This is a genomic window from Burkholderia sp. Bp9143 (genome assembly GCF_003853645.1).
GTDB lineage: Bacteria > Pseudomonadota > Gammaproteobacteria > Burkholderiales > Burkholderiaceae > Burkholderia.
Genome location: NZ_QTPO01000008.1, coordinates 94,088 through 116,564, shown reverse-complemented (window position 1 = coordinate 116,564; position 22,477 = coordinate 94,088). Strand labels below are relative to the sequence as shown.

Genomic DNA, 22,477 nt, shown 5'->3' with positions numbered 1-22,477 from the left:
TGGCTTACCGAAGAAGCGATTCGGCGCCGGAGAGCCGGGTTCGACGACGCTATCGAGTGACGGCGCGATGCGCGGATGACTTGCGCACGCGCGCGAGCGGATTGGAGATATAGCGAATCGCGCGGTTGCTGAGCGTCGCCGACGGCAGCAGGCATGCGAGCGACAGCCCGGCGACGGCCACTTTCTTGGCCGGTCGCCAGAACGGATTGCGCAGCACGGTATGCCAGTAGCGTCCGGATTCGCACAGGAACCAGCGCCAGCGCCGCATGAGCGGCGCGTGATACAGCGTGCTGGCGAAGCGGGCCTTCTCGATCGCGAAGTCGAGCGGCGCGGTCGGCAACGCTTCGTGCAGCCGCGTGCCGGCAAGCATGCGCAGCGTCGACCATCGGCGTTCGGCCTTCAGCGCGCCCGTGGCGGCGTCTTCCGAATTGGTGAGGGCCAAGGCCGGCGTGTCGGCGGACGCGTCGTCGACGGCGCGCGTATCCAGCTGCTGATGCACGCGATAGCCACCGAGCGTTGCGTCGATCATGTGCACGGCGCCGAGCAACGCGATCCCGTAGATCGCGTAGAAATCGGCGCCATGCAGGTTGTCCGGGGTGACGGGCACCGGAAAGATGCGCTTCAATGCGTCGACCCGATACGCGTTGCCCGATGCGGGCGGCGACGGGTACAGCCAGCCCGCGCGCAACAGTCGGCCGCAATCGGTGTCGACGGCCGACTGCGGCACGCTCGCCCCGGTCATCGCACCGTCCCGCGCGAGCACGTCGAGCCGGAAATGCACCTTCACGAAATCGCCGGACACGAACGCGGCCAGCACGCGGGCCGCGGCGTCGGCATAGAGCAGGTCGTCCGCGTCGAGCAGGATCACGTAATGCGTCGCGACATGCTCGAGCGCGCGGTTGTACGCGGCGACCTGACCGCGATTCTCCTGGAACACCGCCGTCACGCGCTCGCCGTACGAGCGAATGATGTCGCGCGAATCGTCGGTGGAGCCGTCGTCGACGACCAGCACGCGGACATCGTGCGCGGTCTGCGCGAGCGCCGAGTCGATCGCGTCGCGCAGGTACGCGCCGTGGTTGTAGTTGCAGATGGCGATGGTCAGGTCGGTCATGAACGGTTTCTGGACGAGCGAAGAGCGGGCGATCAGGCGGCCCGGCGCGTGCGGTGCCCGAGCGCACCGCACGTCGGGGCCGTGACGCGGAATCGGATGCGACCGGTGCCTTCCGGCGATGCCGGAGCACGGCCGCGTCGCATGATGGCCATGATATGCGTCGTCGGCCGGCAGTCGGTTCGCGAGCCTACCGTTTGACGATTCGCTTCCTGGGAAGCGCGACGAATCGTCGAACGGCCCGTGAGATCGCGCAGCGCGGACGGGATGCATTGGTCTGTTGACGCACCGAAACCCGGCTGGTTCGAATGATCTAATCGAACGTATCGCGTCGCCGGTTTCGGCGGTATCGCGGGCGGGCAACGCGGCCGGCATGCAGCGATTCGGAGGCGCCAGCCGACGTGTGCGAAGTCATTCCAGGGAGTCGATTCGATATGCGTAGATCACACAGCCCGTTCCTTGCATGCGCGGCGATCGCCGGCATGTGCATGGCAGGCGGGCTGGCATGGCCGGGCAGTGCCGCGGTGGCATCCGGCACGCCCGCGCCTGGTGCGCTTCATGCGAATGTGCCGGATGCGTACGTTCGTCCCGCTGCGGACGCGGCCGATCAGGCCGACATGCTGCAACATGCGCTGGACGCGCTGCAGCCGGGCCAGCGACTGATATTCGCGCCGGGGCGGTATGTGACCGGCCGTTCGCTGGTCGTGCGGCAGCCGAATGTGGTCTTGTCGGGCTACGGCGCGACGCTGATCGCGACAACGCCCGACGACCAGACGATCGAGATGCGCGGCGACGGTACGACGCTCGTCGGGTTCCGGCTCACGGGATCCGGCGCGACGCGCCTCACGACGCCCGCGTCGACGAAGGTCGAGGTAACGGGACGCGGCGTGCAGGTGCTCGACAACGTGATCGACGGCTGCGCCGGCGCGGGCATCTTCGTGTTCGGCGGCGCCGACGTCGCGATCGTCGGCAACGAGGTGCTGTCGACGCTGGCGGACGGCATTCACATGACGCACGGCTCGCACAACGTGCTCGTGCAGGGCAACGTCGTGCGGGGCACGGGCGACGACATGATCGCCGTGGTGAGTTACCAGGCGGAAGGCGTGCTGACGCGCAACGTGCTGATCACCGGCAACTCGCTGGAGGGCAATCCGTGGGGCCGGGGTATCACGGTGGTCGGCGGTGCGAACGTCACCATCTCGAACAACATCGTGCGCAACGTCCAGGTGAGCTCGGGGATCCTCGTCGCGCAGGAAGACAGCAACCGCACTACCGGCTCGTCCGACATCCGCATCGAGAACAACCAGATCGCGGATATCCAGACCGCGACGGGCCGGTCCGATCCTCGCCAGATCACGCAGCAGGGGGCGATCGAGGTCAGCACGTGGTCGGGTTCGGTGTCGCGCGTGACCGTGATCGGCAACCGCGTGTCGCATGCGCGATTCGACGGCATTCGCCTGTGGGGAAACGTGTCGGGCGTACGTCTCGCGGACAATCAGCTGTCGGAGATCGGCGGAATGCCGGTCCGGGTCGGCCCTGCGCAGGATTGCGCAACCGGACGGCCGGCGGGGGCATCGAAAGGGCAGGCGAAGGGCGCGCCGTGTGCGGCCGCGCGTCAGTCGCTGTCGGCGGCAGATGACGCGGTGGGTGCGGATACGTCGTTGCTGCCGCACGTGCGGGAGTCCATCAGGCAGGCGCGCTGGTCGCAAGGCGGCATCGACTGATCGTGCGTCGCGCGGGCCGCCGGCCGGCAGCGGCATGCGGAGAACGGGCCGCCGCCCCTTGGTTGCGCGGCGGTGTCCGTCGTCGTCGCGTGCGCCGTCGCGATCCGCACGCGCTTACCGGGTGACACCGCGCTCCTCGGCTTCCTCGTCCGGTTCGTGCGAGGCGAGCGGCGGCGCCGGTCGCCGCTGCGCGGCCTCGACGACCGGCCGTCCATACTGATCGTCGAACCGCACGATATCGTCTTCGCCGAGATAGTCGCCCGACTGCACCTCGATGATCTCGAGCGGAATCCGGCCGGGGTTCTCGAGGCGGTGGACCTCGCCGACGGCGATGTAGGTCGATTCATTTTCGCTGAGCAAGAACGTCTCGTTCCCGCGCGTGACCTTCGCGGTGCCGCGCACGACGATCCAGTGCTCGGCGCGGTGATAGTGCATCTGCAGCGACAGCCGCTTGCCGGGTTCGACGACGATCCGCTTCACCTGGAACCGCTCGCCGAGATCGATCGAATCGTAGTGTCCCCACGGCCGCTGTACCTTGCGGTGTTCGCTCGCCTGCGGACGCTGCTCGGTCTTCAGGCGCGCGACGATGTTCTTCACGCGCTGCACGTCGTGCTTGTTCGCGACCAGCACCGCATCGGGCGTCTCGATCACGACGACGTCCTTCATCCCGACGCACGCAATCAGCCGGCCCTCCGAGCGCACGAGACTGTCCTGCGTGTCCTCGAACACGATCGGGCCGCGCGCGACGTTGCCGCGATCGTCCTTCGGCATGATTTCCCAGATTGCATCCCAGGTGCCGACGTCCGACCAGCCTGCCGAAAGCGGTACCACGATGCCTTCGATGCCGAGTTCGGGGCTCTCCGCGATGCGTTCCATGACCGCGTAGTCGATCGAGTCGGATGGACAGGCGTCGAAGGCTGCCGCGTCGATCCGGAAGAACGGATCCTCGGCGGTGCCTGCGCGCCATGCCGCGTCGCAGGCCGCATGGATGTCGGGCGCGAGCGCGCGGATCGCCTTCAGCCAGGTCGATGCGCGCGTGACGAAAATCCCGCTGTTCCACCAGTAGTCGCCCGAGTGCAAGTAGCGCTCGGCGAGCGCGGCGTTCGGCTTCTCGACGAAACGCCCGATCGCATAGCCGCCTTGTCCGCCGAGGCGACCGGCGCGCGGTTCGCCGACCTGGATATAGCCGTAGCCCGTTTCCGCGCGGCGCGGCAGCACGCCGAGCGTGACGATCGCGCCTTCCAGTGCGTAGCGCGCCGCGCGCCCGATCGCGTCCTGGAACGCGGCGACGTCGCCGATCACGTGATCGGCCGGCATGACCGCGAGGATGGGGTCGTCCGCGCGCACGCTTGCGTCGAGCGCGGCGAGCGTGAGTGCCGGCGCGGTGTTGCGCGCGGCCGGCTCGAGCAGGATGCGGGCGGGGGCGCCGCGCCCGACCACTTGCGCGGCGCTCATGATGCGATGCTGTTCGCCGCATACCAGCAGCAGCGTGTCGCCGAGCGCCGCGTTCGCGATGCCGTTCAGGCGGCGTGCGGTCGCCGACAGCGGCGATTCGTTCGAGGTCAGCTCGATCAGTTGCTTCGGATACTGCTCGCGCGACAGCGGCCAGAGCCGCGTGCCCGAACCGCCGGCGAGAATGACCGGCAGGATGCAGGGCAGCTCCGGCTCGGGAACCGGGCGAAGGGTGGCGGTCATCGATTGGCTCCGGTATCGGCGGGCAGCCGGTCGTGCGCGCGGCCGTCGACGCGCGCGTCCTCGTTTCGCGATCGCGGTGCCGGGACGGTCCGTGACAGCAGCTGACGCAGCGCGCCGGCAGCGCGGTCCGCCTGCCGCACGAGACCGACGAACGGTTCACCCTGCTCGAGATAGGGACCGTATGCCTTGCGGAATCCGAAACGTTTGTAGAAGGACTGGCGCTGTGCGGACACGTGCGTGCGCACCGCGGCGTCGGGCCATGCAGCCTGCGCGGCCGTGAGCGCGCGCTGCATCAGCTGCTCGAGGGTGCGATCGTCTCGACATGCCTCGCTCGTCAGCACCTTGTCGATCATGGTGTCCGGATCGGCGTCGTCGCCGGGCAGCACGCGGGCGTAGGCGACGACTTCCGTCGTGTCGCCCTTGTGCATGCATGCGAATACGTGCAGCGCATGCGCATCCTTGCCGTCGATGTCGAGGTGCGTATGTGCATCCTCGACCACCAGCACCGCGTTGCGCGCGCGCAGGATTGCATAGAGATCGACGGCGCTCAGATGTTCGAATTCACAACAATGCCATTCCATGATGCGGTCCTCGTGTGAAGCCTTCAGCACGCCGAGCCGCATGAACGCGTTTGTGCGGTACGACTCGACGATATCCATGATGAGGATGTGGGGCGAGCCGGTCTGTTCGAAAGCCTACTCACATTCCCGTTACTTCCGTTTCGCGCGGCCGCTGGTGGCGGCGCGAAACGGGCCGCGTGCCGCGAGCGGGGGCAATGTGCGGTAGCACACAGTGGCCGCGTGGTGGCTTTCCCATAATTGATCCGTCGCGGCGGCCCGCTGCGAAACGCGCAGTTGGACCGGCATGACGCGGCGACGCCGCGGCCGCGGTCGATACTGCCGTCAGCTTCGTTACGACGTTGTAACGAACGCGCCCGTTGCGCCTGCGTTCGATGTGGCATGCTGGTGTCGCGCGGGACACGCGATTACCGACAGAGGCAACATGCTGCCCGGGTTTTTTGTGCGATTCAGTCGAGAATCGCGGGCAATGGAGGGCGCCGATCTTGCAGAAAAGTGGCATTTGCCACTGATTGACGGGAATGGTCGTAGATAATCAAATCCGAGTCGCTAAACGCGCGCCGCGCCGGCGGGGTGGCAGCGTAATCGGCTGAATCGATGTTTATCGTTTGGTAACAAGGCCATCTCGAAACGGGGTGTAAATTCAGGAGCGGATGAAATGAGGCAACCATTCCGAAAGCGGGTTGGCGGCCATCCGGTTCAGCATCGAGCGCGGCTGTCGTGTACGACGCGACGCAAATGCGGACGGAATTCCCGTTTGCCGATGCGCTCCGCCTGACGGCGGGTCGCATCAAAGCCGGAACGCCGTGGCTCCCGCGGCCACGCGTTCCCTTCGAGTTCGATGACAACGAGGCCGGATGAGATCCGGCTCGACCTCCGGGGGCTCTCGCCGTGTGCAGTTTCGATCTTCGCCAAAGCTGCGGAAACGCAGCGCGGACAGGCGGCCATGCGCCGCCGCCCGCAGCGCACGCGAACGGTTCGCGGAGTGGAGAAAGTGATGGTTCGTTATGAATATGCCAATAGCGCGCGATAAGAGCGCCGACGGGGGGAGGACTACCGGGCAGCGTCCTCTGATTTACTGGACCCAGTCGCCGTCCGTCATGCTTCGCAAGGAGCTCGCGCGACGCGACTGGAAAGTGACGACCGTCGCGCACGCAAACGAGCTGCGCGACACCTCCGGCAAAATCACCTGCGGCATCCTCGACCTGAGCGGCGGCCATGCCGACGCGATCGGCAGCATCGCGTCGACCTGCGCGTCGATGCGCGATGTCGTGTGGGTCGCGCTCGTCGAGACCGGTCAGACCGCCTCGCCGAACGTGCGCGCGCTGTTGCGCGACTATTGCTTCGACTACATCACGTTGCCCGCGTCGCATCAGCGGATCGCCGATACGGTTGGCCATGCATACGGGATGGAATGCCTGTTCGCGCGCGATCGAGAGCGCCTCGAATCGGAGGAGCACGGCATCGTCGGCACCTGCAGCGCGATGCTGCGGTTGTTCGATACGGTGCGGCGCTTCGCGCGCACCGACGCGCCGGTGTTCGTGTTCGGCGAGACAGGCACCGGCAAGGAACTGACGGCCGTCGCGATCCATCGTCATTCGGAACGGCGCAACGGCCCGTTCGTCGCGGTCAACTGCGGTGCGATCCCGCCCCACCTGCTGCAATCGGAACTGTTCGGCTACGAGCGCGGCGCATTCACCGGCGCGAACGTGCGCAAGATCGGCTACGTCGAGGCCGCGAACGGCGGCACGCTGCTGCTTGACGAAATCGGCGACCTGCCGCACGAGAGCCAGGCGAGCCTGTTGCGCTTCCTGCAGGAACGCGCGATTCATCGCCTCGGCGGCAGCGATCCGGTGCCGGTCGACGTGCGGATCGTCTCCGCGACGCACGTCGACCTGCGCGAAGCAATGGAAGAAGGGCGTTTCCGTGCGGACTTGTTCCACCGTCTTTGCGTGATGCGCATCGACCAGCCGCCGCTGCGCGCGCGCGGCAAGGACATCGAGCTGCTCGCGCATCACATGCTCGAACGCTTTCGCGGCGACGCGCGCCATCGCGTGCGCGGCTTCTCGACGGATGCGATCACCGCGCTCTACAAGCACGACTGGCCGGGCAATGTCCGCGAACTGATCAACCGCGTGCGGCGCGCGGTCGTGATGACGGAAGGGCGCCTGATCACCGCGCAGGACCTCGAGCTCGAATACTGTCTCGACGCGGCGTCGCCGTCGGTGGCCGACATCCGCAAGTCGATCGAGCGTGAGGCGATCGAGACCGCGCTGCTGCGCACGCGCGGACGCGTCGCCGCTTCCGCGCGCGAGCTCGGCGTGTCGCGTGCAACGCTCTATCGCTGGATGGAAGCGTACGGAATCGAGCGGCCGCGCGGCACGGGATCGTCGGATTGACGGGCGCGGCGCGGCCGGGCGAGGGCGGTCCCGGTCCCGGTCCCGGTCGCGTCAGCCGGTCGACGCCGCGCGCACGGTTCGCGCGGCGTTGACCGCGCGGATTTCAACGGTCGGCGGCGTGCCGGCGGCAGGAAGGTCGCCGGCGTTTTCCAGCGGCACGAGCGCGACGCGCGCCGGGGTGCCGGGCGCGAGATCGAACCAGTCGTCGCGCGGCACGAAGCCCGGCGCGTCGATTTGCACTTGACGCGCGACGTGGCGCGTGTCGATGTCGACGTGCCACGTGTCGCCGGTGCGCGACACGCATGCCTCGATGCCGGGTTCGCGGCGCGCGAACACGGCCGGATGCGTGCGGGACGGGAAGTAGAACGCCTGCGACAGCAACGTGCCGTCGTCGGCGCGCAGCGTCGCGACGACGGTATCGTGCTCGCATGGGCCGAAGCGATACGCGTAGGTCCAGTCGAAGAACCGGCCGAGCAATTCGGCCGAATCGAACCGCACCGTGTCGTGCGCGGCGATCCGGACCGGCCCGCCGGCCCGCGCGACCGGGGTGCGGCCGTCGCGTAGCGCGACCAGCTCCACGGCCGCCGACAGTGGCGCCGGCCGCTCGTTGATCACGTGTACGTCGAGACCGTTCAGCCCTTCGTCGACGAGCAGCACCTGCACCGGCTGAAGGATCTGGCGCAGCGCATACCACGCCGATTTCGGCCGATGCGTCGCATCGAGCAAGCCCCATCCGGCGCCCGCCATCACGTCCTGGAACTGCCAGACGAGCGCGCCCGCGCAGCGCGAGCCGGAACGCCGCCATTCGGAGAACGTATCCCGCATCAGGTCCGCGATCACCGCGCGCGACAACTCGAAGTAGCGCGACGGATCCTCGCGCCGCAGACGGTCGGGCGCCACGTCATACAGCGTCTGCAGATAGTGATCGCGAATATCGTCGAAATCCCACGAGGTGCCGGGGTCGCGCGGCACGGCCGCTTTCCACCGTGGCTCATGAACGCCCGGCCAGCCGAGGCTCGCGAGCATCGCATCGCCCGGCACGTTCGCGAACGCGAGGCATTCGCTCGCGAAGCGCACGTCGGCGCGGCGCGCGTCGTCGAGCGGGCGCAGGTACGCGCCGACGCCGTAATAGTGCGACACGCGCTCGCGCGGCATGAACGGCAGCAAGCCGCCGTCGGGCGAGTCGGAGACGTACAGCGCGTCGGGCCGCCGGGCTGCCGCATGGCCGGCGAGGCGCTCGGCGGTCAGTTCGAGGAAGCGCTGCTTCGGCCCGAGCCCCGACATCGCGGCCTGCTGCGCGATCTCGCTGCCGCCGCACAGCACCGCGAGCGACGGCGACGCGCAGTGGCGCGTGAGGAACTGTTCGGCCTCGCGATCGACGGCGTCCGCGAAGGTGCGCTCGTCGAGCGCGTAGTCGAAGTTCGCGAACATGAAGTCCTGCCAGACCAGCAGTCCGAGCCGGTCGCACCACGCATGGAAAGCGTCGGCCTCGTAGGTCATCGTGCCGCCGACGCGAATCATGTTGAAGCCGGCGTCGCGCGCGTGTCCGAGCAAGCGGCCATAGGTTGCGTCGTCCGCGTGCAGCGCGAGCGGTGCGGCGCTGCTCCAGCATGCGCCGCGCGCGAACACGCGCACGCCGTTCACGCGCAGCCCGAACCCCTTTCCGTCGTCGCCCGCGTCCAGCTCGATCGTGCGAAAACCCGTCGCGCCGAGCGGCCGCCGTTCGGCGCCGATGTGCAATGCCACGTCGTAAAGCACCGGTTCGCCATGCGTGTGCGGCCACCAGCGGCGCACGTTCGGCACCGCGACGGTCGCGCGCAGCCGGTCGGCGCCGCTGCGTTTGAGCGCCGCGTGGTGTTCGCCGCACCACAGCCGGGCCGTGAACGCATCGGGCAGCGGCCCGGCGAACGCGAGTTCCGCATCGAGCCAGCCGGTGTCGCCGTCGATGCGCGCATGCAGGTCGCAATGGACGAGAACGGGACCGTCGGCGGGGGCCAGCACGTCGACGGGCCGCCATGGACCGGTCGGCACGCAGCGCGGAAACCAGCCGGGCATGTGCCCGAACAGCGACGTGCGAACGGTGCGCAACGTCGCCGGTTCGGCCAGCCGCGTGCGCCAGCGTGCACGGCGAGGTGCGCGCACCTCGCGCAGGTGCGGCGCGAGGGCGCGGAAGCAGACGGTCAGCCGGTGCGTGCCGGCGAGCGACACGGGTACGTCGTGCGCGACGAACATGCTGTCCGAGCGCAGGATCGGCGTGTCGTCGAGCCATGCCTCGGCGAGCGTCGCGAGGCCGTGAAAGCGCAGCACGCGCGGCCCGTGCCCGTGCAGTTCGACGCGATACCAGTGGTCGCGCTCGTCGAGCGGCGCCGTCTCGTCTGGCCGGCCGGCCAGCGCGAGCGCTTGTGCGACCGTGCCGGGGACGGGGGCCGCGATCCAGCCGTCGGCGGGGAGATCGAGCGGCCCGCGAGCGGCACCCGCGGCCGTGCCGAGCATCGACCACGCGAGCGCGGCGGGCGCGCGCGTCACCGCATCAACGGCACGGGGGCCGCGTCGACGCGAACGGGCACCGCATGCTGCAGCGGCGGGGTGATCTGGCGCGCACAGTCGATCAGGTCGGCGTAAGCCGCTTCGATCGCCTCGAGCGTCGCGTCGCCGCGCTCTTCCTTGCCGCGCGAGCAGGCTCGCGCCAGCCGGAATTCCAGCACCATCGCTTCGGACGCGATGCGATCGCAAGCAGTACGAATCTCGGCGAACGGCCCGACGCAGCCGCTCGCCTGCAGCCAGCGCGCGTAGTGGCCGAACAGCTCGAAGTTCGCGCCGAGCTGCCGCACCGAATTGAACGAGTACGCGTGGAAGCGTTCGAGCGGGGAATCGGCGAGCGATCTCGCATCGATCTGCAACTGGCGCCGGAACGCCGTGACCGGATTGACGGCCGGCAGCCGGCGCAGATGCCGCTGCAGCGACGTGAGCGAGACCTCGCACAGCGTGCGCTCGTCGAGCGGCGCGAAACGCCGCTTCGCGCACTCGACGTACGGCGGCAGTGGCATCGGCGAACTGCCCCCGATGAGCCCGTTGTAGTCGAAATCCTCGGCCACGTAATAGCCGCTGTTGTGGAAGTAGCCGATCTGGCGGCGCGTGCGATCGATCGAGTCGATGCCGATCGTCGTCTTCGTATGCTGCGTGCGGTAGCTGCTGCCGCGCGTGTCAGGCAGGAACCACGCGTCGACCTCGACGATCATCAGGTGACCGCGCGCGACCTGCGTCTCGATGTGCTGGTCGAGCGGCTCGTAGATCGAGTGTTCCTGCACGACGACCCCGTACAGCCGCTCCAGTTCGTCGTGCGGAAACTTGAAGAACGTGAACTGGTCGCCCTCGAAATCGAGCGCGATCGTAAACGGCAGCGCCGCGTACGGGTTGAGGCCCCACCACCGGAGTACCTCGAGCCACATGTCGACATAGCAGTTGGTCTGTTTCCAGACCATCTCCTGACTGTGCAGCGGGTGCGGCCGGTAGTGGCGTGCGCGGTGGCGCACGTCCTCGAACGACGCGTCCTCGCCGTCGCGGGACACGAATTTCATCGCATCCCCCACAGCACGTCGCGAACGTCGGCCGGCCATGCGTCGATGTCGAAACCGTGATGCCGGAACAGCGCGAGCGTCAGCCGCTCGAGGCCGAAGCCGACGCAGCCCGTGTGCGCGATGTCGCCCGTCGCGGTGCGGATGTCCCACAGCAGCCCGAAGTGATCCATGTGGTAGTTGAAGCTCAGGCACGCGGTCTGGCGGTCGTCGTGCTCGATCGGGATCAGCAGCTCGAATTTCAGGTTCTGCTCGCGCTGGCTGTTCGCGACGATCTTGCCGCCGCGCCCGAAGAACGGATCGTTGGCGAGATCGATCGCGTTCGGCAGGCGCAGCGCCTCGATCATCCGCGTGCCGCGCTCCATCCACGTCGCGCGGAACGCGACGATCTGCTCGGGGGTGCCGATCCGCACGTATTCGCGCATCCGGAACAGCTGCATGCGGGTCGGGTCGAGCGACGGCTCATGGCGGAAGCAATACGAGAACACGTCGATGATGCGGCCGTCGCCGGGCAGCGCACCCGCGCGCGCGACGACCGGATAGACCGGATAGCAGGCGGCCGGCGTCATCACGACGTAGGTCGGCTTCTGGCTTTCGGTCCAGTCCTCGCCGCGGTCGAGGCACTGCAGCACGCGCTGGTGCCGCTGTTCGTCGCCGCAGAACGCATGCACGCTGCCCGCGAGTTGCGGGAAGCTCTTCATGTATTCGCTGCGCTCGAATTCGGTGCGGCTCATCGCCGGCGGGAAGCGCAGTACTTCGGCCTGCTGGTCGGCGCCGAGACGCGTGACGAAGGCGTCGAGCGCTTCGACGACGCGCTCGAATCGCTCGCTGCGGCCGAACAGGCCCTGGATGCCGGTCGACACGAGCAGGCCCGCGTCGATCAGTTCGTCGCGTAGCGGATTGACGCCCGCACGGTCCAGCGGCGTGTCGGACGGGGTGGCAGCGGAGGGCACGGAGAGGCGGTCGTTCACGAATGTTTCTCCAGCGTCGCGGGACGCAGTGCGAGCAGCAGGCTCGAGGTATTGGCGGCAATGCGGTCGTTGCTGATCATCAGCGGCGCCGCGTGGAGGTCGCGAAGGTGGCGGCCGATGCTGAACGGCGTGCCGTGCTTGTAGCCGGCCATCCCGCAGATCATCATCGCCTGCTGTGCGACTTCGAGCGCGGTCGACGACACATAGGTCTTCAGCGTGTTGATCTCGGCGGCCCAGGCCATGCCGGCCGACCACGAGCGGGGCGACGCGCTGGCATGGAGGCGCAGCACGTTGTCGACGCGGGCCTGCATCGCCTGCATCAGCGCAAGCGATTCGGCGATGCGCCGCGACGCGGGCGACGGCGCGCCGTCGGTCTGGCGCGCCTGCGAGCGGAAAAACTGGTGCGCGCGATGGAACGCGTCGCCGGCCACGCCGATCCACACCGCCGCCCACAAAATGTGCGAAACCGGCACCATCGTCTGTTCGGCGATCTGCGCGAACGGCACGGGCAGGCATTGCTCGGTCGCGCCCTGTGCGTCGAGCACGAAGCCGTTGCTGCACGTGCCGCGCATGCCGAGCGTGTCCCATTCGCCGCGGCGTGTGAGCGTATAGCCGTCGCGCAGCACCGTGACGAGCACCTGCTCGGACGCGGGCGCGTCGGCGTCGCGCCGCGCGGTCGCGAGGATGCCGTCCGCGTAGTCGCCGTACGAGATCGTCGGCGCGGATTTGTGCAGCCGGAATTCGCCGCCGTTGGTCTCGAGCGCGCACTGGCTCGCGCGCAGGTTGCCGCCGACGCCGTCCTCCGACGTCGCCGACGCGAGCAGCCACTGATGGCGTACGAGCTGCTGCAGGAACAGCTTGTGCCAGCCCTGGTCGGCCGCGTGGTTGACGATGCAGGCGACCTGGATCTGGTGCATCGCGAACACCATCGCCGACGATGCGCAGGCTTGGCCGAGGATCGAGCATGCCGAGGCGATGTCGGCCAGCGACGCGCCGGCACCGCCGAGCCGGGTCGGGACCATTGCGCTCAGCAGGCGGCGCGCGCGCATGGCCTCGATCGCTTCGACGGGGCAGCGCGCATCGCGATCGACCGCGTCCGCGTGCTGGGCGGCGATTTGCGCGACCGCGTGTGCGGCCTCGTCGAGCCGGCGTGATTCGTCGTCGGCCGCGAGTTCGGGAAGCAGCGCGCTCATGCGGAATGCTCGGCGCGTTGCAGGGTCGCGATCGTGTCCGCGAGTGCGTCGATGCTGCGGAACAGATTGCGGTTCAGCATCTCGTCGGGAATTTCGATGTTGAACTGCTTCTCGATCGCGAGCATCAGCTGGATCGTGTCGAGCGAGGAGAGGCCCGCTTCGTAAAGGTCGTCCCCGTCACCGATCGAATCGATCGCGGCTTCGAGGTGGGCGACGTGCTTGAGGATGGTTCTGATGTCGTTTTTCACGTGCTGCTCCGGCGTGTGTGGTGTCGTCCGCACGGGCGGACGCGCACAGCGCGCTGACATCCCCCCGGCAGTCCGGCATCAGTAGACCATTCGCACGCACGGCGTTCTGTTCGCCACCCTACAATCGGCTGACTCGGATCGCACGCGTGCGCCGAAATGCCGTGCGCATCACGCGCGTGCCGCGGCGGTCACGCTCGAGTCGGCCGACAGGATGCGCTTCATCTCGTCGCGCACGATCGCACGGCAGCCGCACGACAGCTTCTCGAGGCCCGCAAGGTCGGCAAGCTCGATCGAGCTCCGGTACTGGCGGATCAGGCCGAGCTTCTGGATCTCCCCGGCTGCGTCCGTGACCGTCTCGCGTCGCACGCCGAGCATCTGCGCGAGCATGCTGTGGGTGACCTGGATCTCGATGCTGCGCGACCGGTCGTACGCGAGCAGGAACCATCTGCATAACTGATGTTTGAGCACGTGATGGCGGCTGCAGAACGTGATCTGCGATACCTGGGCCATCAGCAGCCGCACGCAGACGAACACCAGATGGCGAATCACCGGCGACGCATCGAACGCGGCGGCGAAGATGCGCCGGTCGAGCCGGTAGACGAAGCCGTCGCGGCATGCGACGGCACGGCATGGCATCCGGCCGCTGCCGCCGATCACGTCGTCGCACACGACGCTCTCGCTGCCGATCTCGGCAACTTCCAGCGTCATGCCGCCGGACGACACGTACTGCAGCGAAATCGCCGTCGTGACGGGCAGGTAAACCGCGGCGAGCATTTCGCCGGGTTGGCACAGCACCTGGCCCGATTTCAGGTGAACGAGTTGGAGGTTGGCAATCAGCGTGGCGCGTTCGTCGCGGTCGAGGGCCGCGAGGAACCGGTTGGCGTCGAAGCTGTGGGATAGCTCGATCATGCCGCTCGCGTGGGCGACGGCGTCATTGGCCTGGTGGGTCACGGCGCATCCTCGTAGGGGCGATCGCACATTGCGCGGCGCCATCCATGGGGATTTAGCACGCACGTGCGGATTTGTGTTCGTCGAAAATCAAATGCCGATGGCGGGAAAAGGCTAGCACGTAATTGAATTCGATAAATTACGCATTACGTCACTTCACAAAGTTTGACGATTCATGGCAAATGAAAACGTTATATGGATTTGAAGATCATGTTTTCATGAATTAATCGCCTGAAATGGATTGTCGGATAAATCGCGAATTCGGTGTCGATCGAGAATCAATCGGGCGGCGACGTGGATCGTACGAGGAAAACATCTCGAATGCATTGAACATTATTTGACAATCGATATTTGAAATAATGTTTTGTCAATTGAATCATTGGGTTGCGTTTGATATGTGCGATTCCTTACAGATCCGGAAATTAATTTGCCGATTCATATTTGAGACAGTTTCAAACGACCATTACAGACGTGGTGTGCTGCGCGGGCGTCGTGTGAGACGTCGCGGAAACAATTGAAAACGGGGCGTAAGTATTTGAACGACAAGCGCTCGTGCGCTGCTGCTGGCGTCATTGCGCGCGCGGTTGCGATTGATCAGTCGAATTGCCTGTTGTGTCCGCGGCGTGTCCGCGGCGGCAGGAGGTGTCCGAAAATGAGACGTTTTTTGCACTTTTAAGCCGGCTATTCGGGGGTTCTAAATCGCCAGTCATTTATATATTAAGGATGGAGCGGGTATTGGCACGTAAATCGCTTATTGGGACGGGCGTGTCGAAACGGGACTGCCGATTCGATCCGGCGGCGCGAAGCCGAAGGTCGATTGGATCGAGGGTTGTGGGCCGCAACCCGCGTCGCCGTCCGGACGCGCATCGCGACAACGAGTTCCGCTGACGCGGCTGCACGCGGCGCGGACGATAAAAGGGATACAGACATGCTTCATCTTCACTCGAGCTATTCGGCGAATGCCATCCTTGATGCCCTCCCGGAGGACAGCATCCGTGCCATTGCACCGCACCTCGAACTGGTCAGGATCAAGGCCGGCATGCTCGACCGTGTCGGGGAACCGATGCGTCACCTGCATTTCCCGACGACCGCCATGATGTCGGTGCAGCACCTGATGGAGGACGGTGCGATGGTCGAGGTCTCGGTGGTTGGCCGGGAAGGCGTGGTCGGCCTGGCGACGCTCGTCGGCGGCACCGCGGTATCGAACCGCGTCGAAGTCCGTATCGGCGGGATGGCTTACCGCGTGCCGACCTGCGTGATGCGCTCCGAATTCGAACGTTCGCCGGCGACGTATCGGCTGCTGCTGAACTACTGCCAGGCGATGATGGCGCAGATCTCGCGCAGCGCGTTGTGCAACCGGCATCACTCGGTCAGCGAGCAGTTGAGCCGCTGGCTGCTGCTCGCGCATGACCGGATCGACGGCGACGAACTGGCCGTTACGCAGCAGACGATCGCGAACATGCTCGGCGTGCGTCGCGAAGGCGTGACGGAAGCGGCCGGCAACCTGCAGGAAGCCGGGCTGATCCGTCAGCGTCGCGGCCGCATCACCGTGCTCGATCGCGACGGTCTCGAGCGCCAGGCGTGCGAGTGCTACGAGCTGATTCGTGCCGACTATCGCCGGCTGCTCGGCACGCGGGCCGGCGCGCGATCGCTGCCGGTGCGGCCGCGCATGCAGGACATGCACGGCGGATTCCCCGCGCGCGGTGCGTGACGATGCATGCGATGGCGGGTGGAACGAATGCGATGCGGCGCGCCGCGATCGCCGCGGTCGGTCTTGCGCTCGTGCTGGCAGGCGCGCTCGCCGCACAGGCTGCGATGGGGCTCGCGTGGCGCGATCTGTCGGACGCGCAACGCGGCGCGATTGCATTGCTGTGCGTGTTGACCGTCGCGCTGTTGCCGCGCAGCGTGCGCGTGCCGCGCGGCGCGACGTCGCGGCACGACAGCGGTGCCGTGCTGACGCGCACGGTGGTTGCCGTCGTGTGCTCGGGCGCGCTGACGGTGGCCGGCACGATGTGGATCATGAACCGCGGCGGCACGGTCACGACGCGCTGGATCGCACGGACGGTGCTGTCCGGCGACGCGGCACTGCTGCTCGGCAGGCTGGCGCTGTACGCGCTGGCGATGAGGCGCGGCGATCCGCGCGCGCGGCAGCGGCGGGTCGCGATCGTCGGCGCGACCCCTTACGGACGGGTGGCGATCGAGCGCATGCAACTCGAGCCGGCCGGACCGTTCGCGGCGGCCTGCGTGTTCGACGACGATGCACCGGCCGCGGTTGCGGCGGACGGGATCGGCGGCGTGCCCGTGATCGACGACTGGGTCGCGCTGCGGCGCATGATCCGCAGCGGCGAGATCGACGAAGTGTGGCTCACGCTGCCGCTGTCGCACGAGTCGCGCATCCAGCGCATCGTGCGCGAACTGCGCGACGAGTTCGTCGAGTTGCGGCTGTTGCCGGACGTGCGGCAGATGGCGGTCGTCGAGCGATCCGCGACCGATGTGCTCGGCATGCCGGCCATCAACCTCGCGACCACGCCGCGTTCCGCACCGGAACTGTGGGCGAAGTTCGCGTTCGACCGGCTGTTCGCGTTCGCCGTGCTGATTCCGCTGCTGCCGCTGCTCACGGTGCTGGCGATCGCCGTGAAGCTGTCGTCGCCGGGGCCCGTCCTGTTCAGGCAGCGCCGCAAGGGTGCCGACGGGCGCGAGTTCCATATCCTCAAGTTCAGGACGATGCGCGTGCATCGCGCACAACCCGGTGTCGTGCGACAGGCCTCGCGCAACGATGCGCGCATCACGCCGGTCGGTGCGTTCCTGCGGCGCACGTCGCTCGACGAGTTGCCGCAGTTCTTCAACGTGTTGTTCGGCCAGATGTCGGTGGTCGGTCCGCGTCCGCATGCGATCGAACACGACGACTTCTACCGGCAACTGATCGACTGCTACATGTATCGCTATCGCGTGCGGCCGGGGATCACGGGATGGGCGCAGGTGAACGGCTATCGCGGCGAGACCCGCAAGGTCGAGGCGATGGCCGCGCGCGTGAAGTTCGACCTGTTCTACATGCAGAACTGGAGCTTCTGGTTCGACATGAAGATCATCCTGATGACGGTCGTGCGCGGCTTCGTCGGGCGCAATGCGTTCTGATGAAGAGGATTGCGAAATATTGGTGGCGTTGTTTTCGGCGTCGACACGACGCGTCCCGCCACAGCGAACCCGAAACCGTGCTTCAGCTGTCCGACGGCGGCTGAGCGGCCGCCGGCAGCGCGGCCGGCGAGGCGGCGGGGCTGGCGTCGGGCGCGGCTTGCGCGCTCGACGGCTGGATGGCGTGCTGGATCGTCGGCACGACCATCGTCGGGAACAGGGCCGCAAGGGCCACCCAGATGACGACGCCGAACAACATGACGTTCTCCCGGAAAGCAGCGGATTCTCCGCGCATGCTTTCAATCTATGACGCAACTTTTTACAGGGGATTGATCGACCTCAACGGCGGCTGCGTCAGACGAATGCGGGCGCGCGGGGTCTTCGCATCGGTCCCCGGTTTTCGCACGCACGGTGCTGGCGCTGACGCCGGTCAACACATGCGTCTGCATTGGGTTTATGCTGCGTCGAATGCATCCGGCGCTTCGTGCGGCCGGATGCGCATCCGGGCACGGCGAGCCGGGCATTCCGGCCCGTTGTGCACCGGCGCGACAACCGCGCCGCATGCCTCATTGCGCGGAACCCGGAAAAGGAGGGACGGCGATGGCGCTCGATCAAGAGCAACGGCAGACGCTGCGGCGGCGGCTGACCGAGAGCGAGCAGGCGTTGCGGGCGGATATCCGGACGAGCGAGGATCAGCGCGCGTCGGAGTCCTATGCGGAGCTTGCCGGCGCGGCGCCGGACGAGGGCGACGAGGCGAACGCCGATCTGTTCGTCGACATGGATCACGCGCTGATCGGGATGAAGCTGGCCGAGTTGCGTGCGATCGGGCGCGCGCAGCAGCGCATGCGCGACGGCAGCTACGGCGAGTGCATCGATTGCGATGCGCCGGTCGGCTACGAGCGTCTGCTCGCACGCCCGACCGCCGAGCGCTGCAAGCATTGCCAGTCGGTGTACGAGCGTCGCTACGCGACGACACCGCGCGCATCGCTCTGACGTCGGTGCAGGGGCAGCGCACGCAGCGTGCCCCGCGCGGCACGACACGGGCAATCGGCGCGGGATGACCAACGGGCGCCCGCCGCCGTCGACATGCGGCGCCGGGCGGGCAGACGCCGGCGCGCCAGCGCACGGCGCCAACCACGTGGAAGGGAGCCACGCCGATCATGCCGATCCACAATGCCGAGTGCGCGGCCGTCTTCGCCGAAATTGCCGACATGCTCGAGATCCAGGGCGCCAACCCGTTCAGGGTGCGTGCCTATCGCAACGCGGCCCGCACGATTGCCGACTACGGGCGCGACATTCCGGCGATGATCGCGAACGGCGGCGATCCCGGCCAGATTCCATCGATCGGTGCCGATCTCGCGGCGAAGCTGCGCGAGATCGCCGCGACCGGCACCTGCGAACTTCAGCAAACGCTGCGCCATGCGTTGCCGGACGCGATCGTCGAACTGCTCGACGTGCCGGGGCTCGGCGCGAAACGCGTCAAGGCGCTGCATGATGCATTGCACGTCGACTCGCTCGAACAGTTGCGCGCCGAAGCGAAGAGCGGGCACGTACGCGCGTTGCCGGGTTTCGGCGCGAAGACCGAAGCGCACCTGCTCGACGCGATCGACGACCGCCTGAAGCGCGAGCCGCAGCGCTTCCTGTTGCCCGATGCCGCACAATCGCTGATGCCGTTGCTCGAGTGTCTGCGCAAGGTGGTCGGCGTCGGCGAAGCGGTGCCGGCCGGCAGCTTTCGCCGCTGCCGCGAGACGGTCGGCGATCTCGACATCCTCGTGACGGCGCGCGATCCGGCCGCAGTGGCCGATGCGTTTGTCGGCTATGGCGAGGTCGCGCGCGTGCTCGCGAACGGCAAGACGCGTTCGAGCGTCGTGCTCGGCAACGGACTGCAGGTCGACCTGCGCGTCGTCGACGCCGACTCGTTCGGCGCGGCACTCGTCTATTTCACGGGATCGAAGGCGCACAACATCGCGTTGCGCCGGATCGCGCAGGCCGGCGGCCTGAAGATCAACGAATACGGCGTATTCCGCGGCGACGAGCGAATCGCGGGCGCGACGGAGGCGTCCGTCTACGAGGCGATCGGCCTGCACTGGGTGCCGCCCGAGTTGCGCGAGGACCGCGGCGAGATCGACGCGTCGCGCGTCGGCGCGCTGCCGGCGCTGGTCGAACGCAAGCACGTTCATGGCGATCTGCATGTGCATACCGACGCGTCGGCCGGACGCGACAGCCTGCGCGCGATGGCGGACGCGGCGCGTGCGCGCGGGCTCGCGTATCTGGCCGTCACCGATCGCACGCCGGATACCGACGGCGGCCGCACCGATGGCGACTGGCTGGTACGGCAGATCGACGAGATCGATCGCCTCAACGCGTCGTTCGACGACTTCGTGCTGCTGAAGGGTGTGGAGGCCGGCATTCGCGAGGACGGCAGCCTCGATGTGCCCGACGACGTGCTCGGCCGGCTCGACCTCGTCGTCGGCGCGGTGCGCGGAGGCTTCGACCTGTCGGACGACGCGCAAACCGTGCGGATCTTGCGTGCGATGGCGCATCCGTATTTCACGATCCTCGCGCATCCGACCGGCCGATTGCTCGGCGAACGCGACGCATGCGAACTCGACATGCCGCGCGTGCTCGCTGCGGCCGCCGCGCGCCATTGCTTCGTCGAACTCGACGGCGACCCGAGGCGGCTCGATCTGCCGGACGTCTGGTGCCGCGAGGCCGCGAAAGCCGGCGTCGCGGTGGCGATCGGCTCGGACGCGCAGTGCGTGGACGATCTGGACCACCTCGGATACGGTGTCGGCCAGGCGCGGCGCGGGTGGCTCACGCGACAGGACGTGCTCAACACGCGCACGCTCGCGCAACTGCGGCCACTGCTGGCGCGCACGATGGGCGCGAGCGGCGCGTCGAAGCGCGGCCGCCCGAAGGGCGCGTGACGGCGCACGTGCGCGCCGTCACGCGCGCCGAAGTCAGGTCAGCAGGTCTTCCGCCGGTACGTACGGCAGTCCGAGCGCCAGCGCGACGGCCTCGTACGTGATGTGGCCGTCGCATACGTTCAGGCCCGCGCGTAGATGCGGGTCGTCGGCCATCGCGCGTTTCCAGCCCTTGTCGGCGATCGCGAGCGCATGGCCGAGCGTCGCGTTGTTCAACGCGAACGTCGACGTACGCGCGACCGCGCCGGGCATGTTTGCGACGCAGTAATGCACGACGCCGTCGACGACGAAGGTCGGCTGCGCATGCGTCGTCGCATGCGATGTCTCGAAGCAGCCGCCCTGGTCGATCGCGACGTCGACGACGACGGCGCCCGTGCGCATCGTCGCGATCATGTCGCGTGTGACGAGCCGCGGCGCCGACGCGCCCGGCACGAGCACCGCGCCGATCACGACGTCGGCGTCGCGCACGGCTTCGTCGATCGTATGCGCGTTCGAGCAGACGGTCGTGATCCGGTTCGCGAAGACCAGGTCGAGCTGGCGCAACCGGGCCACGTTCGTGTCGAGCACGGTGACGCGCGCGCCGAGGCCGACCGCCATCTGCAGCGCACCGGTGCCCACCACGCCCGCGCCGAGCACCACGACGTGCGCGGCCGGCACGCCCGGTACGCCGGCCATCAGCACGCCGCGGCCGCCGCGGGGGCTTTCGAGGTGCGTTGCCGCGACCTGGATCGACATGCGTCCCGCGACCTCGCTCATCGGCGCGAGCAGCGGCAGTCCGCCGCCGGGGCCCGTCACGGTTTCGTACGCGATGCAGACCGCGCCGGACTTCACGAGCGCGGCCGCCTGCTCGGGATCGGGCGCGAGATGCAGATACGTATAAAGAATCTGTCCGCGCCGCAGCATCGCGCACTCGGCCGCCTGCGGCTCCTTGACCTTGATGATCATGTCGGCGCGCGCGAAGATGTCGCGCGCGTCGTCGCACAGGGCCGCGCCGGCGGCCATGTAGTCGTCGTCGAGCAGGCCGATCGCGGTGCCCGCGCCGCGCTGCACGAGCACGCGGTGGCCGTGCCGCGTGAGTTCGTGTGCGCCGGCCGGCGTGAGGCCGACGCGGTATTCGTAGTTCTTGATCTCTTTCGGCACACCGATCAGCATGAGTCGTCTCCATGGGTTCGTCATTGTTGTCGTGCCCGAGCGCGCCGCGATCGTTCGACCATGCGTGCCGGCGAACGGCACGTGTGCGACGGTTGCGCATGCACGGTTCGAGTGCCGTATTGGAATAAAAGGGTAGCGGTGCCCGGAGGGAAGTCAAGCGGCGGCCCGATGCGACGCGCACTGCACCGCAACACGCGGCATGGCGTATTGCGACCGGAGGTCGCAATGCATGCGGTACACGGTTTGGGTATCGTCTCGTGTGGCGCGAAACGAGGCCGCGCGCCGGAATCCTTCCGGCTGGATCGCGACACGACGACACGACGACACGATGAGACAAGGAACCTTACCGACATGACGGGCGCGTATTTCAGCGTGCCGACGCTTTGTGCGATCGCACTCGTTCACGTCTACTGGGCGTTCGGCGGACGGCTCGGCAAGCGGGCGGCCATTCCGGAACAGGACGGCGTACCGTTGCTGCGGCCGACCGTGCTCGGCACGCTCGCCGTCGCGGCGGCGTTGCTGGCCGGCGCAAGCGCGGTGGCGTCGCGCGCGGGCTGGCTGTGGCCGAACCTGTATCCGAGTGCGATCGCGTTCGCGGTCGTTGCGCTCGCATTGATCTTCGCGGTGCGCGCGGTCGGCGATTTCCGCTACGTGGGCTTCTTCAAGCGGGTTCGCGGGTCGCTTTTCGCGCGCCTGGACAGTCTGTGTTACTCGCCGCTGTGCGTGGCGCTGTCGTTGTCGATCGCGTCGATGCTGTGGCCGTGGTGAGCGCCACGCCGAGCGGGGCGGCCGTTTTGCCGCGAGCGAAGCCGTAACGCGCGTCGCGACGC

General features: G+C 67.6%; 18 protein-coding genes. 7 read left to right on the top strand and 11 right to left on the bottom strand.

Annotated features, from left to right (window positions below; all coding sequences use genetic code 11):
* Positions 1–49 precede the first annotated feature (49 nt).
* Positions 50–1,111 carry a glycosyltransferase family 2 protein gene (locus DIE23_RS08140; protein ID WP_124611646.1) on the bottom strand — a complete coding sequence of 354 codons (1,062 nt, stop codon included), beginning with the start codon at positions 1,109–1,111 and terminating at the stop codon, positions 50–52.
* Positions 1,112–1,542: 431 nt separating this feature from the next.
* Here DIE23_RS08140 and DIE23_RS08135 point away from each other — a divergent pair, with 431 nt between their 5' ends.
* Complete coding sequence (locus DIE23_RS08135) at positions 1,543–2,832, top strand: nitrous oxide reductase family maturation protein NosD (RefSeq protein ID WP_124611716.1); 1,290 nt, start codon at positions 1,543–1,545, stop codon at positions 2,830–2,832.
* A gap of 114 nt (positions 2,833–2,946) precedes the next feature.
* Here DIE23_RS08135 and DIE23_RS08130 read toward each other — a convergent pair whose 3' ends face one another.
* Positions 2,947–4,527, bottom strand: coding sequence for a mannose-1-phosphate guanylyltransferase/mannose-6-phosphate isomerase (locus DIE23_RS08130; protein ID WP_124611645.1), 1,581 nt, complete (start codon positions 4,525–4,527; stop codon positions 2,947–2,949).
* Positions 4,524–5,108 carry a GNAT family N-acetyltransferase gene (locus DIE23_RS08125; RefSeq protein ID WP_124611715.1) on the bottom strand — a complete coding sequence of 195 codons (585 nt, stop codon included), beginning with the start codon at positions 5,106–5,108 and terminating at the stop codon, positions 4,524–4,526. Before DIE23_RS08125 ends, DIE23_RS08130 begins: the two co-directional genes overlap by 4 nt.
* Positions 5,109–6,112: 1,004 nt before the next feature.
* On the opposite strand from DIE23_RS08125, the gene DIE23_RS08115 reads away from it, so the two are divergent.
* On the top strand, positions 6,113–7,504 hold the full coding sequence (locus DIE23_RS08115; protein WP_185646406.1) for a sigma-54 dependent transcriptional regulator: 1,392 nt from the start codon (positions 6,113–6,115) through the stop codon (positions 7,502–7,504).
* A gap of 51 nt (positions 7,505–7,555) precedes the next feature.
* Here DIE23_RS08115 and DIE23_RS08110 read toward each other — a convergent pair whose 3' ends face one another.
* The 6 genes from DIE23_RS08110 to DIE23_RS08085 all read right to left on the bottom strand — a co-directional run bounded on the left by DIE23_RS08110 (position 7,556) and on the right by DIE23_RS08085 (position 14,442).
* Positions 7,556–10,030 carry a glycosyl hydrolase 2 galactose-binding domain-containing protein gene (locus DIE23_RS08110; protein WP_124611643.1) on the bottom strand — a complete coding sequence of 825 codons (2,475 nt, stop codon included), beginning with the start codon at positions 10,028–10,030 and terminating at the stop codon, positions 7,556–7,558.
* Positions 10,027–11,082: a DUF1839 family protein gene (locus DIE23_RS08105; RefSeq protein ID WP_124611642.1), complete on the bottom strand. Its 1,056-nt coding sequence runs from the start codon at positions 11,080–11,082 to the stop codon at positions 10,027–10,029. The genes DIE23_RS08110 and DIE23_RS08105 overlap by 4 nt, the downstream gene beginning before the upstream one ends.
* A complete protein-coding gene (locus tag DIE23_RS08100) occupies positions 11,079–12,050 on the bottom strand; it encodes an amino acid--[acyl-carrier-protein] ligase (RefSeq protein ID WP_124611641.1) in 972 nt (323 codons plus the stop codon). Before DIE23_RS08100 ends, DIE23_RS08105 begins: the two co-directional genes overlap by 4 nt.
* Entirely contained in the window at positions 12,047–13,243 is a 1,197-nt protein-coding gene (locus tag DIE23_RS08095; RefSeq protein WP_124611640.1) for an acyl-CoA dehydrogenase family protein, read from the bottom strand. Before DIE23_RS08095 ends, DIE23_RS08100 begins: the two co-directional genes overlap by 4 nt.
* A complete protein-coding gene (locus DIE23_RS08090) occupies positions 13,240–13,491 on the bottom strand; it encodes an acyl carrier protein (protein ID WP_040139663.1) in 252 nt (83 codons plus the stop codon). The genes DIE23_RS08095 and DIE23_RS08090 overlap by 4 nt, the downstream gene beginning before the upstream one ends.
* Positions 13,492–13,659: 168 nt before the next feature.
* Positions 13,660–14,442, bottom strand: coding sequence for a Crp/Fnr family transcriptional regulator (locus DIE23_RS08085; RefSeq protein WP_185646405.1), 783 nt, complete (start codon positions 14,440–14,442; stop codon positions 13,660–13,662).
* Between the two features lie 925 nt (positions 14,443–15,367).
* Here DIE23_RS08085 and DIE23_RS08080 point away from each other — a divergent pair.
* Positions 15,368–16,150 carry a Crp/Fnr family transcriptional regulator gene (locus tag DIE23_RS08080; protein ID WP_124611638.1) on the top strand — a complete coding sequence of 261 codons (783 nt, stop codon included), beginning with the start codon at positions 15,368–15,370 and terminating at the stop codon, positions 16,148–16,150.
* Between the two features lie 11 nt (positions 16,151–16,161).
* A complete protein-coding gene (locus DIE23_RS08075; protein ID WP_124611637.1) occupies positions 16,162–17,574 on the top strand; it encodes an undecaprenyl-phosphate glucose phosphotransferase in 1,413 nt (470 codons plus the stop codon).
* A gap of 82 nt (positions 17,575–17,656) precedes the next feature.
* Here DIE23_RS08075 and DIE23_RS39440 read toward each other — a convergent pair whose 3' ends face one another.
* Positions 17,657–17,830 carry a hypothetical protein gene (locus DIE23_RS39440; protein WP_185646404.1) on the bottom strand — a complete coding sequence of 58 codons (174 nt, stop codon included), beginning with the start codon at positions 17,828–17,830 and terminating at the stop codon, positions 17,657–17,659.
* A gap of 341 nt (positions 17,831–18,171) precedes the next feature.
* Between DIE23_RS39440 and DIE23_RS08070 the strand changes: the two genes are divergently transcribed.
* Positions 18,172–18,564, top strand: coding sequence for a TraR/DksA C4-type zinc finger protein (locus DIE23_RS08070; RefSeq protein ID WP_124611636.1), 393 nt, complete (start codon positions 18,172–18,174; stop codon positions 18,562–18,564).
* Positions 18,565–18,731: 167 nt separating this feature from the next.
* On the top strand, positions 18,732–20,498 hold the full coding sequence (gene polX, locus DIE23_RS08065; protein ID WP_124611635.1) for a DNA polymerase/3'-5' exonuclease PolX: 1,767 nt from the start codon (positions 18,732–18,734) through the stop codon (positions 20,496–20,498).
* Positions 20,499–20,531: 33 nt separating this feature from the next.
* On the opposite strand, the gene ald is transcribed toward polX, so the two are convergent.
* Positions 20,532–21,647, bottom strand: a complete 1,116-nt coding sequence (gene ald, locus DIE23_RS08060) for an alanine dehydrogenase (RefSeq protein WP_124611634.1) — start codon at positions 21,645–21,647, stop codon at positions 20,532–20,534.
* 351 nt (positions 21,648–21,998) lie between these two features.
* On the opposite strand from ald, the gene DIE23_RS08055 reads away from it, so the two are divergent.
* Positions 21,999–22,415: a DUF3995 domain-containing protein gene (locus tag DIE23_RS08055; protein WP_124611633.1), complete on the top strand. Its 417-nt coding sequence runs from the start codon at positions 21,999–22,001 to the stop codon at positions 22,413–22,415.
* Positions 22,416–22,477 lie beyond the last annotated feature (62 nt).